This window comes from Tateyamaria sp. syn59, from assembly GCF_007995245.1.
In the GTDB taxonomy this organism is placed as follows: Bacteria; Pseudomonadota; Alphaproteobacteria; order Rhodobacterales; family Rhodobacteraceae; genus Tateyamaria.
The window spans coordinates 219,649-236,008 of sequence record NZ_VCBA01000006.1 but is presented as its reverse complement, the minus strand read 5'-3'; the positions used below and the strand labels follow the sequence as shown (position 1 = coordinate 236,008).

Annotated in this window: 15 protein-coding genes and 1 tRNA gene; 2 read left to right on the top strand and 14 right to left on the bottom strand. The window is 61.5% G+C overall.

The genetic code is table 11. The annotated features are described in order from the left end of the window. Positions 1–38 precede the first annotated feature (38 nt). The 13 genes from FD715_RS13560 to FD715_RS13505 form a co-directional block, all read right to left on the bottom strand. Positions 39–506, bottom strand: coding sequence for a 3-hydroxyacyl-CoA dehydrogenase family protein (locus FD715_RS13560; RefSeq protein ID WP_147110529.1), 468 nt, complete (start codon positions 504–506; stop codon positions 39–41). Next, on the bottom strand, positions 503–1,393 hold the full coding sequence (locus tag FD715_RS13555; RefSeq protein WP_147110526.1) for a helix-turn-helix transcriptional regulator: 891 nt from the start codon (positions 1,391–1,393) through the stop codon (positions 503–505). The genes FD715_RS13560 and FD715_RS13555 overlap by 4 nt, the downstream gene beginning before the upstream one ends. Before the next feature lie 59 nt (positions 1,394–1,452). Next, on the bottom strand, positions 1,453–1,875 hold the full coding sequence (locus FD715_RS13550) for a thioesterase family protein (RefSeq protein WP_147110523.1): 423 nt from the start codon (positions 1,873–1,875) through the stop codon (positions 1,453–1,455). Beyond that, positions 1,872–2,333, bottom strand: coding sequence for a flavodoxin domain-containing protein (locus FD715_RS13545; protein WP_147110520.1), 462 nt, complete (start codon positions 2,331–2,333; stop codon positions 1,872–1,874). Before FD715_RS13545 ends, FD715_RS13550 begins: the two co-directional genes overlap by 4 nt. A 29-nt stretch (positions 2,334–2,362) precedes the next feature. Continuing rightward, positions 2,363–2,539: a hypothetical protein gene (locus FD715_RS22530; protein ID WP_189799491.1), complete on the bottom strand. Its 177-nt coding sequence runs from the start codon at positions 2,537–2,539 to the stop codon at positions 2,363–2,365. Positions 2,540–2,550: 11 nt separating this feature from the next. Further along, on the bottom strand, positions 2,551–3,999 hold the full coding sequence (gene boxB / locus FD715_RS13540) for a benzoyl-CoA 2,3-epoxidase subunit BoxB (protein WP_223274875.1): 1,449 nt from the start codon (positions 3,997–3,999) through the stop codon (positions 2,551–2,553). 84 nt (positions 4,000–4,083) lie between these two features. After that, positions 4,084–5,742 (bottom strand): 2,3-epoxybenzoyl-CoA dihydrolase, encoded by a 1,659-nt coding sequence (gene boxC / locus FD715_RS13535; protein WP_147110517.1) that lies wholly within the window; start codon positions 5,740–5,742, stop codon positions 4,084–4,086. Between the two features lie 99 nt (positions 5,743–5,841). Next, positions 5,842–6,651, bottom strand: a complete 810-nt coding sequence (locus FD715_RS13530) for an alpha/beta fold hydrolase (protein ID WP_147110514.1) — start codon at positions 6,649–6,651, stop codon at positions 5,842–5,844. Beyond that, entirely contained in the window at positions 6,651–8,177 is a 1,527-nt protein-coding gene (locus tag FD715_RS13525; protein WP_147110511.1) for a benzoate-CoA ligase family protein, read from the bottom strand. Before FD715_RS13525 ends, FD715_RS13530 begins: the two co-directional genes overlap by 1 nt. Positions 8,178–8,488: 311 nt before the next feature. Next, positions 8,489–9,805: a TRAP transporter large permease gene (locus FD715_RS13520; protein ID WP_147110874.1), complete on the bottom strand. Its 1,317-nt coding sequence runs from the start codon at positions 9,803–9,805 to the stop codon at positions 8,489–8,491. Between the two features lie 42 nt (positions 9,806–9,847). Continuing rightward, the gene (locus FD715_RS13515) at positions 9,848–10,405 is read right to left on the bottom strand and encodes a TRAP transporter small permease (RefSeq protein WP_147110508.1); all 558 of its coding nucleotides are present in this window, start codon (positions 10,403–10,405) and stop codon (positions 9,848–9,850) included. 74 nt (positions 10,406–10,479) lie between these two features. Next, positions 10,480–11,517, bottom strand: coding sequence for a TRAP transporter substrate-binding protein (locus FD715_RS13510; protein ID WP_147110505.1), 1,038 nt, complete (start codon positions 11,515–11,517; stop codon positions 10,480–10,482). 127 nt (positions 11,518–11,644) lie between these two features. Then, on the bottom strand, positions 11,645–14,059 hold the full coding sequence (locus FD715_RS13505) for an FAD-dependent oxidoreductase (protein WP_147110502.1): 2,415 nt from the start codon (positions 14,057–14,059) through the stop codon (positions 11,645–11,647). Positions 14,060–14,219: 160 nt separating this feature from the next. On the opposite strand from FD715_RS13505, the gene FD715_RS13500 reads away from it, so the two are divergent. Both FD715_RS13500 and FD715_RS13495 read left to right on the top strand, forming a co-directional pair. Beyond that, the gene (locus FD715_RS13500; protein ID WP_147110499.1) at positions 14,220–15,743 is read left to right on the top strand and encodes a trimethylamine methyltransferase family protein; all 1,524 of its coding nucleotides are present in this window, start codon (positions 14,220–14,222) and stop codon (positions 15,741–15,743) included. A gap of 6 nt (positions 15,744–15,749) precedes the next feature. Next, positions 15,750–16,148, top strand: coding sequence for an ACT domain-containing protein (locus tag FD715_RS13495; RefSeq protein WP_147110496.1), 399 nt, complete (start codon positions 15,750–15,752; stop codon positions 16,146–16,148). 92 nt (positions 16,149–16,240) lie between these two features. On the opposite strand, the gene FD715_RS13490 is transcribed toward FD715_RS13495, so the two are convergent. Beyond that, positions 16,241–16,317: transfer RNA gene (locus FD715_RS13490), tRNA-Met, on the bottom strand. Positions 16,318–16,360 lie beyond the last annotated feature (43 nt).

Sequence of the window (16,360 nt, the reverse complement as noted above, 5' to 3'; positions counted from 1 at the left end):
GCGTCTTTGGCGCAGCCAAACAGCGACCGCCCGACGGCTCAGATAGTCGCGAACCTGTCGGCCGGAAAGTGCAATTGCGTTACCGCTGCATCCGGATTGGCGCGTAGCACATCACCGACATCCGCATGCAATCGCGCCACAAGCTCTGCGCCCGACAGCTCGCTGCGCTCCACCTTTGCAAACCACGCTTCTTCGCAGATCAGATCCTCGATCAAAGGATCAATCACTGCGCCGCCGCCTCCAGGATAGCGGTAGAACCCCCAGCCAAAGCGTTTGCCCAACCGCCCCTCAGCCACCATACGGGGCAGCACCGGCGTGACATCCGCGCCGTCGCGCGCCGCCAGAACCTTGTTCAAACCGACCAGATCCTGCGCCTCGCACGGTCCCAAGCCATATCCCCACTCCACTAGCGCCTCGTCCAGTTCCCACGGGGTCGTGTGACGGTAGAGCAAGGTCTCGCAAGCCTGCCAGAACGCGTTCTGCAACGGGGCGATGACGGTCGTCACGGCCCAAGACCCTCAAAGAACCGATGCTTGGCAATGATCGCCAGCAATTCGTTCAGGGATGTGGATACCGGCTTGGCTGCCGTGTCCACCTGCGCCATCGCCCGTTCATAGGACGGCGTGCGATGGGTCAAAAGCGCCTTCAGCTGGTCCATGGCCGCCGGGTTCCCGGCCATCGGGCGCAGGTCACCCTGCGCACGTACGCGGGCCATATGCTCGCCCGGACTGGTGCGGACCCATATCGTGTGGAACCGCTCCAGAACCGTGTCATAGACTGCGGTGTCACTGACAATCCCGCCAGCGACGGCAAGGATCAGCTTGTCATGGCGGCTCACAACCCGCGCCACCGCTTCCGCTTCCAGCGCGCGGTACCCGTCCTGACCGTAGAGGGCCATGACCTCCGACAGCGGCATGCCTGCCTCGGCCTCGATCTCTTCGTTCAACTCAACAAAGGGCACCTTCAACTTGTCCGCCGCCATACGGCCCAGCGTGGACTTGCCCGCGCCCCGCAGACCGACCAGACAGATCCGCTGCGCCCGCAACGCCAGCGGGTTCTGCGGCGCCAAGAGCGCGCGCACCCGGCCCTGCACCTGCGCAGGTGCCGCCTGATACAGACGCGCGACGCGTGCGACATCCCCGTCCATGGGCGGCGCCTCCGAAAGCAGATCTTCAATCCGCATGTTCAGCGCCGTCGCCACCCGTTCCAGCAGAACAATGGAGATATTGCCCTCCCCCGCCTCCAGCTGGGCAAGGTAGCGCGGTGACACGCCCGAGCGTTCCGACAATTCGCGGCGCGGCAGGCCCAGCGCGTCACGCGCCGCGCGGACGCGGGTGGCAAGGCGTGCAATCATAGGGATTGCGCCATCGGGTATGGGTTTCGGTGATGTCATGCGCACTTAACCTGTTCGTAACAAAAAGTTGTAGGGCGCAACCGGTTCAATTCAACGGATCACGTGGCGCGAATATGGGGGATCAGCACCTCCCGCAGCGCAGGCGGGGCAGGTTGGCTTTCAAATCTGTCCGCAATGACAAAGACGCAGGTGAACGTCCCCTCAAAGCACAAGCTCCCGCCCTGCCACCCATCCACCCGAAAGGTCACCGACTTTTCGCCCAGCCGGCTCGGCCACACTTCACAGATCAACCTATGTCGCGGCGTGACAGGCGATCGAAAATCCATGCACATATGCACAAAGGGCGTGCCGACATTATGGTCCAGCTCAAGCTGATACCAGCCGTCCCCGCCCAGATGGGCCTCCCACCATGCGTTGATCGCATCGAGGGCGAACCACGGCAGGCGGGCCGTGTAGGCAATCCTTGCCGGGTCGCAATCGCCCCATGTGACCCGAATCTCGTGCCGAAATGGCTGGCTCAAGCAGCCTGGTCCGCGTCGATCAATCCCATGATCCCCTGCACCCAAGGCAAGGCGATGTCCTCGGGCATGTCAAAGCCCGACGCATCGTGAATACCGCGCTCACCCACCTGCGTGGCGCCTTGGGCGTTCATCATCTTGGCCAGCTTCATGGAGCCATGTGCAAAGGTATCAGCAAAGACCATGTCGCCCAACCCAAAGATCGCAAAGCGAATGCCGTTCAAATCCGGCTTGCCCTCCACCAACGCCTCCTCAAATGGCAGCGCCGTGGACGGCAAATCACCATTCCCATAGGTTGACGTCACGATGATGTAGAACGTGTCTTTCTCCATCGCCGCCGGGTCCACGTCGGCAAGGCTCTGGATATCGCAGTCGAACCCGTCACCCAGTTCCGCCTCAATATCTTCGCACAGCATTTCGGAATTGCCCGTCTCCGAGCCGTAATAAATACCCACTTTCATTGATGTACCCTTCCGTCAGTGACCCGTTCTCAATGACAGGTTTCGGCACTGTTGCCGGACATGTAGCGCTCTGACATGGCGTCCTGCTCTTCGCGGGTGAGCATCATGTAAAGCGCAAAGCACATGCCTGTGCAGCCCTTGCATTCCAGCGCGCAAAAGGCACGCTGGGGCGGGGGTGTTTCAACAACAGTCCTTTGAACCTGCATCGCGTTCATCCTCACGCCATGTGAAGTTTTACGTATTCGAAGTCACCTGGCTTGTTGTCGATCCCAACCTTGGGCGGGGCGATCCAACTGGCATATTTGCCGGGCTCATAGCACGGCTTCATCAATGACTGAATAAAAGCACCATCTTCCTTCGTGGGCAACCATTCGTGCTGACGCGCCTCCCAATCGGCGGAATTGATGAATGCACCCTCCGGCGTGATCGGCTGGTTGGCAAACACCCCGATCTTCCGGTGGAACCCTTCGTGCGGCAGCTTCAGCTCAAAGTCGATGCCCGTCCGCTGGATCTGCTTGTTCCACCGGCGCAGCCCACCGGACGCATCGCGGATGTAATCATCCCGCAGCCGCATGTTGATAGCGGTCAGCGCAGGCACATCCTGCGTCACGATCTTGCCGTCCACGATGCTGGCGACGGCATAGGTGTCATTCGTCAGCTTGTGATCGTCATCAATCCGCTGCTCCATGTACCGCCCCTTGATCCCTGCGTTGAACGCATTGGCAGCATTGGTCGACACTTCCTGCCCAAACAAATCAAGGCTGAGCGTATAGTGCAGGTTCAACTTCTTCTGGATCGTCGGGAGATCAATGACGCCCAAGTCGCGGATCTTCTCAATGTCATAGGGATCATCAATCCCGTGCTCCTGCATCGCGGCCAAGGTCGCCTGAATGGTCCGCGTCACGCCCGTCTCACCCACGAACATATGGTGCGCTTCCTCGGTCAGCATGAAGCGGCAGGTGCGCGACAGCGGGTCAAAGCCCGACTGCGCAAGGCTCTCCAACTGCATCTTCCCGTCACGGTCTGTGAAATAGGTGAACATGAAGAACGACAGCCAGTCCGGCGTTTCCTCGTTGAACGCCCCCAGCATGCGGGGTGCATCCTCGTTGCCCGAAGACCGCACCAGCATATCATCAGCTTCCTCGCGCCCGTCCTTGCCAAAGTATTTCTGCAACAAATACACCATCGCCCACAGGTGCCGGCCTTCTTCCACATTCACCTGGAACAGGTTGCGCATGTCGTAAAGCGAGGGCGCCGTCAGCCCAAGGAACCGCTGCTGCTCAACCGAGCCTGGCTCCGTATCGCCCTGGATCACAATCAACCGCTTGAGCATATTGCGATACTCGCCCGGCACCTCCTGCCACGCCGGCTCGCCATAATGCTCGCCCATAGGAATGCGCCGATCCTCCACCGCGGGGGCCAGCAGCACCCCCCACCGATATTCCGGCATCTTCACATAGTCGAACTTGGCCCACCCCTTGGGGTCCACGCTCACGGCCGTGCGCAGATAGACCATCGACTCCTGAAAATTCTGCGGGATCAGGTCATTCCACCAGTTGATGTAGCCGGGATGCCACTTCTCCAGCGCCTTCAACACCTTGCGGTCCTGGCTCAGCCCCACATTGTTGGGGATTTGGGTGTCATAGCTGACGTTCATCACAGTCATGTCTTCATCTCCTCCTGTTGCCGGAAACCGACACGGTTTCCGTTCCGTTTTCCGTGTCGGAAAACGGCTCCATCTCAAACTGGGTCACACCCGCTCCATGTTGAAATCCCCTCGCACACCGGTCCCATACCGCTGCAACGCGCCATCCTCTCCAACCGCATTGGGCCGGTTGAAAATCCAGTTCTGCCAAGCGGTGAGACGGCCAAAGATGCGCGTCTCCATCGTCTCCGGCCCGGCAAAGCGCAGATTTGCCTCCATCCCCGTCATCGCGTCGGGGCTGAACGAGGCGCGTTCTTCCAGGAAAATGCGGATCTCATCCTCCCAGTCGATATCGTCGAGGATCTCGGTCACCAGCCCAGCCTCGTCAGCTTCCTCAGCCTCCAACGCCGCGCCAATATGCTCCCGCAACCCGTCGGCATCGTCCGCCCCGTAGAACCGCGTCTGCAACCGCGTCAGGTCATTCCCCATCGGATAGGCCCCGAAATTCCCCTCACTCAAGGTGATGGCGGCAAGGGGCCGATTGTCACCCTCAAACTCGTCCTCCATCATATAGGACCGGTCCACCGCCCAAAGCAGCTCGGCCAAGACCCCGGCAAAGCAACTCCCATGCTCCACCAGAGCCACCAGCGAGCGCGAAGTCACATCCACCCGCTTCAACACCCGCTTCCAATAGTGCCGGATCTCATTGCACAGCCAGTGGTCGGGGTTGTCCAAAATCAACGCCTCGTGGGCCAAGATCGCCTGCGGATCGCCCTGGCTCCGGATCACCCAAAGCCCGGCTTCCATCTCATTGAGACGCAGATGCAAAACCGCATCTTCCAACTCCCGCGCCAGCCGCAGGATGTAGGACTGATCGCCCTCCGCCACCAACGCCGTCACATCGGCGGGCGCATCGCCCTCCGGCCCCTTGATCAAAATCTCCGCCCGCCGCGCCGCGCGATCCACGGTGACCTCGACCAGCCCATAAGAAACCGACCCATCGTCCGACACCGTCCGCTCAATCGGCCCCAGTGTGATCCCCTGCGCGACATCCACCTTGGCCGAGGCCGCCGCAAACTCCGCCGCCCGCTCCGCCACGACGTCATCAAACCGGGCATTCGGCACAGCCTCGTCCACCAGTTTCCACTGCACGGCGCGCTTGCCCTTCACGCCCTCTTCGGTCGAACAAAACACATCCGCCCGATCCCGCCGCACCATCCGCTTGTCGGTCACACGGGTCAGGCCACCCGTCCCCGGCAGCACGGCCAGCAAGGGCACCTCCGGCAAAGCGACCGAAGACGTCGAGTCATCCGTCAACATGATATGATTGCACGCCAGCGCCAGCTCATACCCACCGCCAGCGCAGGCGCCCTGCACGGCAGCAACGTACTTTTGCCCGCTCTCCGCCTCTGCCGCCTCATAGGCATTGCGCGTCTCATTTGTGAACTTGCAGAAGTTGACCTTGTGCGAATGCGCCGCCCCTCCAAGCATCCGAATATTGGCACCCGCGCAAAACACCCGATCCTTGGCCGAGCGCATGACGACCACCTTCACCTCCGGATGTTCAAACCGCATCCGCTGGACCACATCGTTCAGCTCAATGTCCACGCCGAGGTCATAGGAATTCAGCTTCAACTGGTAGCCGTCAAACAGGCCACCATCCTCATCCACGTCCATCCACAGGGTCGCCACCGGCCCGTCATAGTCCGCACGCCAATGCTTGTAGCGGCTGGGATCAGTCCGGAAATCGATGATCTGGGTCATGAATCACGTCGCGCTTAAGTGGTCGAAAGTGGCACTATGCTACACTACACGGCCCCCGAAATGCACAATATGCCGCCGCATACCGCGATTTAATGCATTTTACTGCGCGTCAGAGTGCGCATCCTCCAACGCTAGCAACGTCGCACAGAACGCAGCCACAGCAGGCGTCACCACCTCAGGCACGTCCTCGTGCGGCGCATGTCCGGCACTGTCCACAATCAACGCCTCGACCGGGGAATAAGCGCGCTCCTCAACCTCCCGAACCTGCGCCAACGTGCCATAGGCATCCTCGGCCCCCTGCACGACCATCGCCGGAATGCGCCAGTGATCAATTGCATCGGCCACGTTCCAGTCGGCAAAGCGCGGATTGGTCCAGGCATCGTGCCAGCCGTAAAATGCCACATCCGGGTGATCGTGATGCCGCGCCAACCGCTCCCGCAAATCCCCGTCCTCATAGAGCGTCTTCGCCGCCCGAATGGCCTCCAGCCCCTCAGCCTCGGCAAAGAAATGCGGCGCGATCAGCACGAGGCTCCGCACCCGCATATCCGACACCGACCCGGCATAAATCGCCGCGATCGTCGCCCCATCCGAATGACCCAGCAACACCGCCGCCCGCACGCCCGCCGCATCCATCAACGGCCCCAGCACATCCTCCGCTTCCCGCGTCATGTAATCCAGCGGGCGGGGCACGGGCACCGACGACGACCGGCCATAGCCAGCCCGAGAGTAGGCCAGCACGCCCATCCCCGTCGCCTCAGCCAAGGCGGCAGGCCAGTCACGCCACAGGCCCACCGATCCCAACCCTTCATGCAACATCACCAACGTCGGCGCGTCCCCCGGCGCAGGCCCCCAGCACGCATACTCCAAATCATGCCCGGCAACCGAAACCGTGCCCTTGCCCCACTCCATCACGCGCCCTCCCGCAACTTGAAGCGCTGGATCTTTCCCGTCGCCGTCTTGGGCAGGCTCTCCACGCATTCCACCCAGCGCGGGTATTTCCACTTGCCCACGCGGTCCTTCACATGATCCTTCAACAGCTCTTCCAACCCCTCGGGCCGCTCCCCATGTGGCACGACAAAGGCCTTTGGCTTCTCCAACCCATCCTCATCCCGCGCAGCCACCACGGCACATTCCAAAACCGAGGCATGGGAGGTAATCGCCTGCTCCACCTCAAACGGGCTCACCCAGATGCCAGACACCTTGAACATGTCATCCGTCCGCCCGCAGTAGACAAAGCGCCCGTCCTCACGCCGCTCATACTTGTCGCCAGTGCGCGTCCATACGCCCTCGAACGTATCCCGCGTCTTGTCCCGCCGGTTCCAGTATCCGCCAGCAGCGGACGCCCCATTGACCAGCAACTCACCGACCTCGCCCGTACCAACCTCGGCCCCGGCCTCGTCCACAAGCCGCACCTCATATCCCGGCACCGGCACGCCCGAGGTGCCATAAACAACATCCCCCGGCGCGTTCGACAGAAAGATATGCAGCATCTCGGTCGACCCCACACCATCGAGGATCGGCACACCCGTCAGCGCCTCCCACCGCAGCCCCACATCCTCGGGCAGCGCCTCGCCCGCCGAAATACACGTGCGCAATGGCGTTTCCGGCGCGCCCTCAGCCTCCATATGCGCCACCATCGCGGCGTAGAGCGTCGGCACCCCGCAGAAGACGGTCGGCTGTTCATCCGCAATTACCTGCACCATCTGGTCCGGCGTCGGCCGCCCACCAAAGATCACTACGGTTGCCCCTACCGACATCGGAAAGGTCATCGCATTGCCCAAGCCATAGGCGAAAAAGAACTTGGCAGCCGAAAACACCACATCGTCCTCGCGCACCTGCAAGACCTGCGCGCCATAGGTGTCCGCCGTCGCCTTCAGTGCCGAATGGATGTGATGCACCCCCTTGGGCTGCCCGGTCGAGCCAGAGGAATAGAGCCAGAACGCCGTCTCATCATCTTTGGCCTCAAACGGAGCGACAGGCCCTTCGGCGCGAGCCATGAAGCCATCATAGGTTTCAACTCCCTCCCGCGCCGCACCAATCACAACAACACGGCGCAGAAACGGATTACCCTCCAACACAGGTGCCACCACGTCCCACAACAGCTCAGATACGATCAACATCGTCGCCCGGCTATCCCGCAAAATCGCATCGTAAACAGGCGTCGCCAGCAGCGTGTTCAGCGGCACCGGGATGACGCCAGCCTTCAGCGCGCCCCAGAACAGGATCGGAAACTCGATCTGGTCCAGCACCAGCATCGCCACCCGCTCCTCGGGCCGCACATCCGCCGCCAGAAATGCAGCCGCCGCGCGGCCTGACGCCTCGGCCAGCGCGCCATAGGTCAGGCTGCGCCCCGCGCCAACCTCGCGAAAGGCCACCTTATCGCCCCGCCCTTCGGCAACATGCCGGTCCACGAAATAAGATGCCGCGTTTGCCATGTGCCTCCTCCCAAAGACTCAAGGTCGCTGCGCTATAGTGCGCGGCGCTGCCGCAGCTTACCAAGCGATAGGGGCATAAGTGGCACTTTATTGCATACAGACCACGCCGGCACGCAGGCTCACCACCCGCCTTAACCACCCATTAAGATTAACGCCCCGAGCGGGCCGTTAACCGGGCCATCGGTGCATCACCGGTGTACGGGTGGTGCACAGGTTGTGTACGGCATGTGTATCGCCAGAAGCACGTGCTTTGCTGGCGTTAACGGGTATTCCGCACCACTGACGACATACAGGCCAACGAACGTTGCGCGTCACGGGATCAAAAACAGAGTGATCGCCGGAAAAGCCACCAGCAGAATCACCCGGAAAATGTCCGACCCGACAAAGAACAGCACCGCCTTGTACGTCTCTGTGATCGGCGTCTCTCGGTCCATCGCATTGATAATAAACAGGTTCATTCCCACAGGGGGCGTGATCAGCCCAACCTCCACCACGATCAGCACCAGAATGCCAAACCAGATCGCCACGTGCTCCGGGCTCATCCCGAAATCGAGGCCGGAGATCACAGGGAAAAAGATCGGCACCGTCAGCAGGATCATCGACAGGCTGTCCATCACACAGCCGAACACCAGATAGAACAGCAGGATCACGCTCAGCACCAGAATGGGCGTAAACCCTTGGGACAGAACGAAATCCGCCAGCCACTGCGGCGCACCGGACAGGGCCAGAAACCCGTTATACTGCGCAGCCCCGAACACGATGAAAAAGATCATGGCGGTCGTCTTGCCCGTCCCAATGAGCGCCTCGCCCAGCACACGCCAGCTCAGGTTGCCGCCCAGCCAAGCCACCAGCCCCGTGCCCGCCGCACCCACGGCAGCGCCCTCGGTCGGCGTAAACCATCCGGCGTAAATACCGCCCACCACCAGCGCAAAAATCGCCAGCACCGGCCACGTCTCTCCCAGCGCCTTCCAGCGCTCCGGCCAAGGCACAGCCTCGCGCGTGCCCGCACTGCCCGGAAACAGGCGCACATAGACCGAGATGGTCAGCACATAGCCAATCGCGGCAAGAATGCCCGGGACAAAGGCCGCCAGAAACAGCTTGGCAATGTTCTGCTCCGTGATGATCGCATAGATCACCAGGATCACCGATGGCGGGATCAGGATGCCCAGCGTCCCACCGGCAGCCAGGGTCGCGGTCGAAAAACCCCCTGAATACCCATATCTTTTCAGCTCCGGCAGGGCCACACGGCCCATCGTGGCCGCGGTCGCCAGCGACGACCCACAGATCGCACCGAACCCCGCGCAGGCGCCAACCGACGCCATGGCAACACCGCCCTTCCGGTGGCCCAGAAAGCTCTCCGCCGCCTTGAACAGCGACGTGGACATGCCCGACAAGGTCGCAAACTGCCCCATCAGCAGAAACATCGGGATGATGGTTAACGAGTAGTTAGAGAATGTGGTGTAAGTCTCGGATTTCAGCTTGGCGAGGATCGGCGTGGCATTGCCGTTCATCGCGAATATCCACCCCAGCAGCCCCATCAGGAACATCGCAAGCCCGATGGGCGCGCGCAAGAAAATCAGCCCAAGCAGGATCGGGAAGGACCAGAACCCCAGTTCCAACCGGGTCAGGCCCAGAAACTGGACAATATCGCGAATCCAATCCATCGCCTGTTAACCCTCTGGCAAGATTTGGCGCCCGGTGGCCGCTTCGACCACCCGAACCCAGGCGCAATAGACCGCCGTCAGCCCAGCAATCGCCGCCGCCCCAACACTCGCGGCATAGGCCCACCAGACCGGAAATTGCAGAAACAGCGTCGTCTCCCCATTGCCCAGATAGCGCAGCATACCTTCGTACAGACGCAGGCCGATGAACACGATCACAGCGGCCAGAACGACTTCCCAGAACGCGCGCAACCAGCCAAGGCCCCGACGCGGCAAGGTCGATGTAAAGACATCCACCGTCGCGTGCTGACCATAGAACTGGCACACCGGAAAAAACGCAAAAATGGCAAATGCGACACCGGCTTCGGTCAGCTCATAAGTGCCTTTGATCTCGTCCACACCACTCGCCAGCAGCATCTGCCCGAACCACCCCTCGCCCAGCGCGTGGCCCAGCTTCGACAGCTCGCGCCCCACGATCGACAGCGTCGTCAGTAGAACGAGGGCCACCAAAACGATACCCCCGATCACCGCCGAAAACCGTGACAACCATTTCACGAGCCTATACATACTTGCCTCTTTTCATTGGACAAATCGGGCCGCAGCATTCCTGCCACGGCCCGACTTTCGAATCTGTAAACGGCTTAGCCTTCGTAGGCATCCATCAGCGCACGCGCCTCGTCGATCAGCGCCTGACCGTCGATGCCCTTGCTTTCCATGTCGGCCACCCACTCGTCATAGATCGGCTGCGCCGCTTCCTGCCAGGCGGCCAGATCATCGCCCGACACGGTGACAATGGTGTTGCCATTGGCCACCGCCGCCTCGCGCGCGGGCCCATCGGAATCCGCCTGCGTGCCACCGGCAAAGATGCTGAACTCCAGCCCGGAATTGTCGTCGATCACCTTCTGCAGATCGGCAGGCAGCGACTCGTAGCGATCCTTGTTCATGGCCAGCACAAAGGTCAGGGTATAAAGCGCATTGCCCTCGAACTCGGTGTGATTACCCACCAGCTCCGGGATCTTCAGCGCCGCCGTCACTTCCCACGGGATCGTGGTGCCGTCGATCACACCTTTGCTCAGGCCCTCGGGCACTGCAGGCACAGGCATCCCCACAGGGGTCGAACCCATCTTTTCCAGCAGGTTGTTCACTGTGCGTGACCCGCCCCGGATCTTCAGACCCGCCATATCAGCAGGCGTCTTCACCTCTTTGTTCACGTGGATCATGCCCGGCCCATGGACCCATGTGCCCAGGATATGCACATCCTTGAACTCGGTATCTTTCATATGCTTTTCAAACATTTGCCAGTAGGCTGATGACATCGCACGCGCGTCTGTCATCATGAACGGCAGTTCAAAGACTTCTGTCCGCGGGAAGCGGCCCGGCGTGTAGCCGACCACGGTCCAGACGACATCGGCCACACCGTCAACCGCCTGGTCAATCAGCTCTGGCGGACGACCGCCAAGCTGCATCGACGGAAAGCGGTCCACCTTGATCCGACCGCCGCTCGCCTCCTCGACATTGTCCGCCCAGACATCCAGCACCAGCTTGGGCACATTGGCCTGCGCGGGCAGGAACTGGTGCAGGTTCAGCGTGACCTCTTGCGCCAGCGCAGCGGTCCCCGACCCGATGGCCAGCGCCGCGGCACCCGCCAGGTTCAGGAATGATTTACGTGTGAGTGACATGAATTTCCTCCCATATCCGGTCAGCGCTCCAACGGCCTGACTCGCTCTTCCGAGAGGATTGTTATGCAACGCAACTAAATCTGTCACCCGCCTTTGTAACTATATCGCCGCTTTGTCATACCCCCGCTCAGCCGCGCAGCAGGGTCATGTCCGGATCATAGGGCGATGGCGCGATCACCCGCGCCGGGATCATCTCACCTAGCATATCCACTGCAAATTCAGTGCCTTGCGCGGCAAAGGCCGGATCGACAAATGCATAGGCCAGATTCATCCCAACCCGGTGCCCCCAGTCACCCGACGTGACAGTGCCCAAAACCGCACCGTCCCGCATGACCGACGCGCCCGGATGCGCGGGCGACGTGGTGCTGTCGACGCACAAGCTCACCAACCGCCGCGACGGCCCCTTGGCCTGCCGTTCCTCAAGCGCCACCCTGCCCACGAAGTCCTTGTCCATCTTCACAAACCGCCCCAGCCCTGTCTCAAACGGATCGAACTCAGTGATCAAATCGGCCTTCCAATGCAAATACCCCTTCTCCATCCGCATCGCCTCGACGGCCCGCGCCCCAAACAACCGCAGCCCATGCGCCTCTCCCGCCGCTCGCAACGCCAGATAGGCCGCATAAAGCTGTGCATTCGGTACATGGATCTCATAGGCCAACTCCCCCGAAAAACTCACCGACATCACAACCGCAGGCGCGACCCCGACAAAGGCGCGACGCACCGACAGCCACGGAAACGCCTGCGCCGACCAATCCCCGCGCGACACCTCCGACAGCACCTCCCGCGCCTTCGGCCCCGCCAGCACAAGGATGGTCCAGTCAGTCGTAAGTGACTGAAACGATACATCAAAGCCATCAGCGTGCGCACGCAACCAATCCATGTCATGCCACTCGGACGCAGCAGCAGACCCGTACCAGACCGGCCCACCCGGCAGGTTGGCAACCGTCGCCTCCGCCTTCACACACCCATGGTGGTTCAAGAGATACCCAAGCCCCACCTTCCCCTCAGTCCGCGGCACCCGGCCACAGATCACATGATCCAGAAACCGATGCGCATCCGGGCCCGCAATCTCGATCCGGTTGAAACCGTTGACCTCAGCCAGCCCCACCCCGGTCTGCACCGCCTTCACCTCTTCGGCCACGACGTCGAACGCTTCGTCAAAGTGAAACCCATGCGTCACCGCAAACCCCGGCGCGGGCTTGAAAAACTCCGCCCGCTCCCACCCGTTCACCACAGTAAACTCCGCCCCCTCGGCGGCCAAAACAGGGGTCAAAGGCGTTGTCTTGATCGGCCGCCCCGCCGGGCGATGCTCGTTCGGAAAATGAAACCGAAACTCGTTCTGATAATCCTCGATCGCCTTCAGCGCCGTCAGCTCGACATTGCCATGCCCGGTGAACCGACGTGGATCCAAAACCCAGGTGTCATAACACGCCTCCCCATGCACAATTTGCTGGGCCAGCAACCACCCATGGCCCCCGCCCTCACCCAAACCAGCCCGCAAGCCTATGATACAAAACGCATTCCGCTTGCCCGGAATGGGCCCGACCAAGGGCGCCCCGTCGATGGTATAGGTGATCGGACCATTCACCACCGTATGCACCCCAACCTCCATCAGCGCGGGCATACGGGCAAAGGCCCCCTCCAGAACATCCGTCACACGGTCCAGATCATCCGGACACAGATCATTGGAAAAATCCGGCGAAATCCCGTCCATTCCCCAGGTCTTGCAATCCTGCTCATAGAACCCCAGCAGCAAGCCATTCTTCTCCTGCCGACAGTAATAATCACTGATCGGACAGCGCAGCAGCGGCATCCGATGTCCCGCATCGCGAATGGCCGGGATCTCTTCTGTCAGAAAATACTGATGCTCCATTGAGGCGACCGGATGATGCACCCCCATCATCGCGCCCACTTCGTTCACGCGGTAGCCGCAGGCATTCACGACCACTTCGCAATCAATATCGCCCTTGGACGTGTGCACCGTCCAACTGTGATCCTTATGCTGCGTCAGACCAGTCACAGGCGTATGGCGATACACCTCCGCCCCCGCCTTCCGCGCCCGCCGCGCCAGCGCCTGACACAGCTGCGCCGGATCAATATCGCCATCGAGCGGATCCCACAGGCCGCCCACCAGATTGTCCGTCGAAATCAGCGGATGGCGGCGCGCACATTCGGCGGCATCAATCACCTCGAAATGCACATCCATGCCCCGCGCCATGGACGCAAAGTGGCGATATCCATCCATCTGCGCCTGCGTATTGGCCAGCCGAATACCGCCATCCGCATGGTGATAGTTGATCGGATAGTCCGGGTCCTCGGCCAACTCTTTATACAGATTGATCGAATGCGTCTTCAGCCCCACCATCGTCTGGTTCATGCCGAAATTCGTCACCTGCGCCGCCGAATGCCAGGTCGTGCCGCTGGTCAACTCATCCCGCTCGACCAGCACCACGTCGGTCCAGCCCTCTTGGGTCAGGTGATACAGGGTCGAACAGCCGGCAATGCCGCCACCGATCACAACACAACGGGTCTGGGTCTTCATGGCGGCACTCCGGATTTGCATATTTGCCGGAACAATGAAGGGCACGGCCTGCCGGTCAATCACACGGCCCTGTCTTCATTGTTCTGAAAATATGCATTTGCTGTCGCTGAACTCACAGCACCACGCTTGCACGCGCCCATAACCTGCCAACTCTGGTTCCATGTCCGACCCGAAACCCATGCGCAAAGGGCGCAACGCCCGCAAGAAAGCCCGCGCCGCTGGGCCCCCGCTGAACCCCGCACCGCCGGGTCAGCCGGGCGGCCAATATCGTCCTCTCTCAGACACGGACATTCACCACATCTACACCGCCGCCTTGTCCCTTCTGGCTGACCTCGGCATGGGCGAAGTCCCCGACCGCCTGCGCACGACACTCGAAACAGCGGGCGCGCAAACCCTCCCAAACGGCCGCGTCTCGATCCCCGCCACACTGGTGGAAGAGGCCATAGATCAAACGCCCAAAACCTTACCGCTCCACGGCCGCGACCCCACCCGCACGATCGAAGTCGGCGGTAGCGCCGTCCACTTCGGCACCGGCGGCGCGGCGGTCCAGACACTCGACCGGCAAACCCGGCTCTACCGCCCCTCAACCCTCCAAGACCTGCACGACTTCACCCGGCTGCAAGACACGCTCACCAACGTCAGTTGGTTCACCCGCTGCTGCATCGCGGGCGACATGCCCGATGAATGGCTGCTGGACATCAACACCGCCTACGCGCTGATGCGCAACACGACCAAACCGGTCGCCACGGCCTTCACACTCGCGGAGCACGTCGCCCCCATCATCCACATGTTCGACATGGTGGCCGGGGGCGACGGGGCCTTTGCCAAACGCCCGTTCGTCAAGGCGCATATCAGCCCGGTCATCTCGCCCATGCGCTTCGGCGCGGATGCGGTCGACACGGTCTATGCCTGTATCGACCACAACATACCCCTGTCCTGCATCACCGCCGCGCAGGCCGGGGCCACTGCCCCCGCAACGCTCGCGGGGTTCCTCGCCCAATCACTGGCCGAAACGCTGGCGAGCCTCGTCATGGTCCACGCCATCAAGCCCGGCCACCCCATGGTATTTTCAAACTGGCCTTTGGTCATCGACCTGCGCACCGGCGCATTCGCTGGCGGGGGCGGAGAGATCGCCGTGATGAACGCCGCCTCGGCCCAGATCATAAACCATCTGGGCCTTGTGTCCGGCGTCGCCGCTTCCATGACCGATGCCAAGGCTTTGGACGCGCAATATGGCGTGGAAAAGGGGCTTACCTCACTTGCCGCAGCCCTCGCAGGCGGCAACCTGATCTACGAAAGCTCCGGCATGACAGCGGCCCTGCTCGGCGCCAGTTTCGAGGCTTTCGTGCTGGATGATGAGATGCACGCCGCAACCTACCGCATTCTGCGCGGAGTGGAGGTGTCGGACGACACGCTTGACCTTCCAGGCATCCATGCGGCGGTTCTGGGCGACGGCCACTTTCTCGGCGGCCCTGCCACCATCGCAGCCATGGAGCGCGATTACGTCTACCCCACCCTCGCTGACCGCGAGACGCCCAAGACATGGGAAGACGGCGGCGCGCTGACCGCATGGGACCGTGCCGCGCAAAAGGTGGACACGATCCTTGCCACCCATCACCCAACCTATATTGAAGACGCCACAGACACCGCGATCCGCGCGGCCTTCGACATCCGCTACCCCTAAGGTCCCATGCCCGTCACAGACACCCAAGCCATGATCTCCGGCATGACCCCGGCCCTGCAACCGGGCCGCTGGGTCTTCTGCACAATGGCCGAGCCCGTCGGGCTGGCCGACGCCTTCGCCCTGATCCGCGAGGCCGAAGGGATCACCCTGATCCTGCCCTTTGAGGTAGCAAAGGCCGAAGGTCAGAACGTATCCGTCGTCATGTCGCTCATCACGCTCGAGGTCTTCTCAGACCTCGAAGGCATCGGCCTGACCGCCGCCGTCTCCACCGCGCTAGCAAGCGCAGGCATCAGCTGCAACGTCGTCGCCGCCTATCATCACGACCACATCTTTGTCGGCGAAACCGATGCTGAGCGCGCTGTTGAGGTGCTAAAAGACCTCCAGAAAGAGGCGTCTAAATCCTAACAACCCATGAATCCGCCCCTGTAAGGCATTGAATTCAAGTGTTCGGAGTCGCGTCCCACGCTGGGACGCGCAATTCAAAAGCAGGGAAAGTATGGTGGCGTGGGGGAGACTTGAACTCCCGACCTCTCGATTATGAGTCGAGCGCTCTAACCAGCTGAGCTACCGCGCCATGGAGGCGTGACCTATGCCAGCGCCTCAGAGTCGTCAAGCCA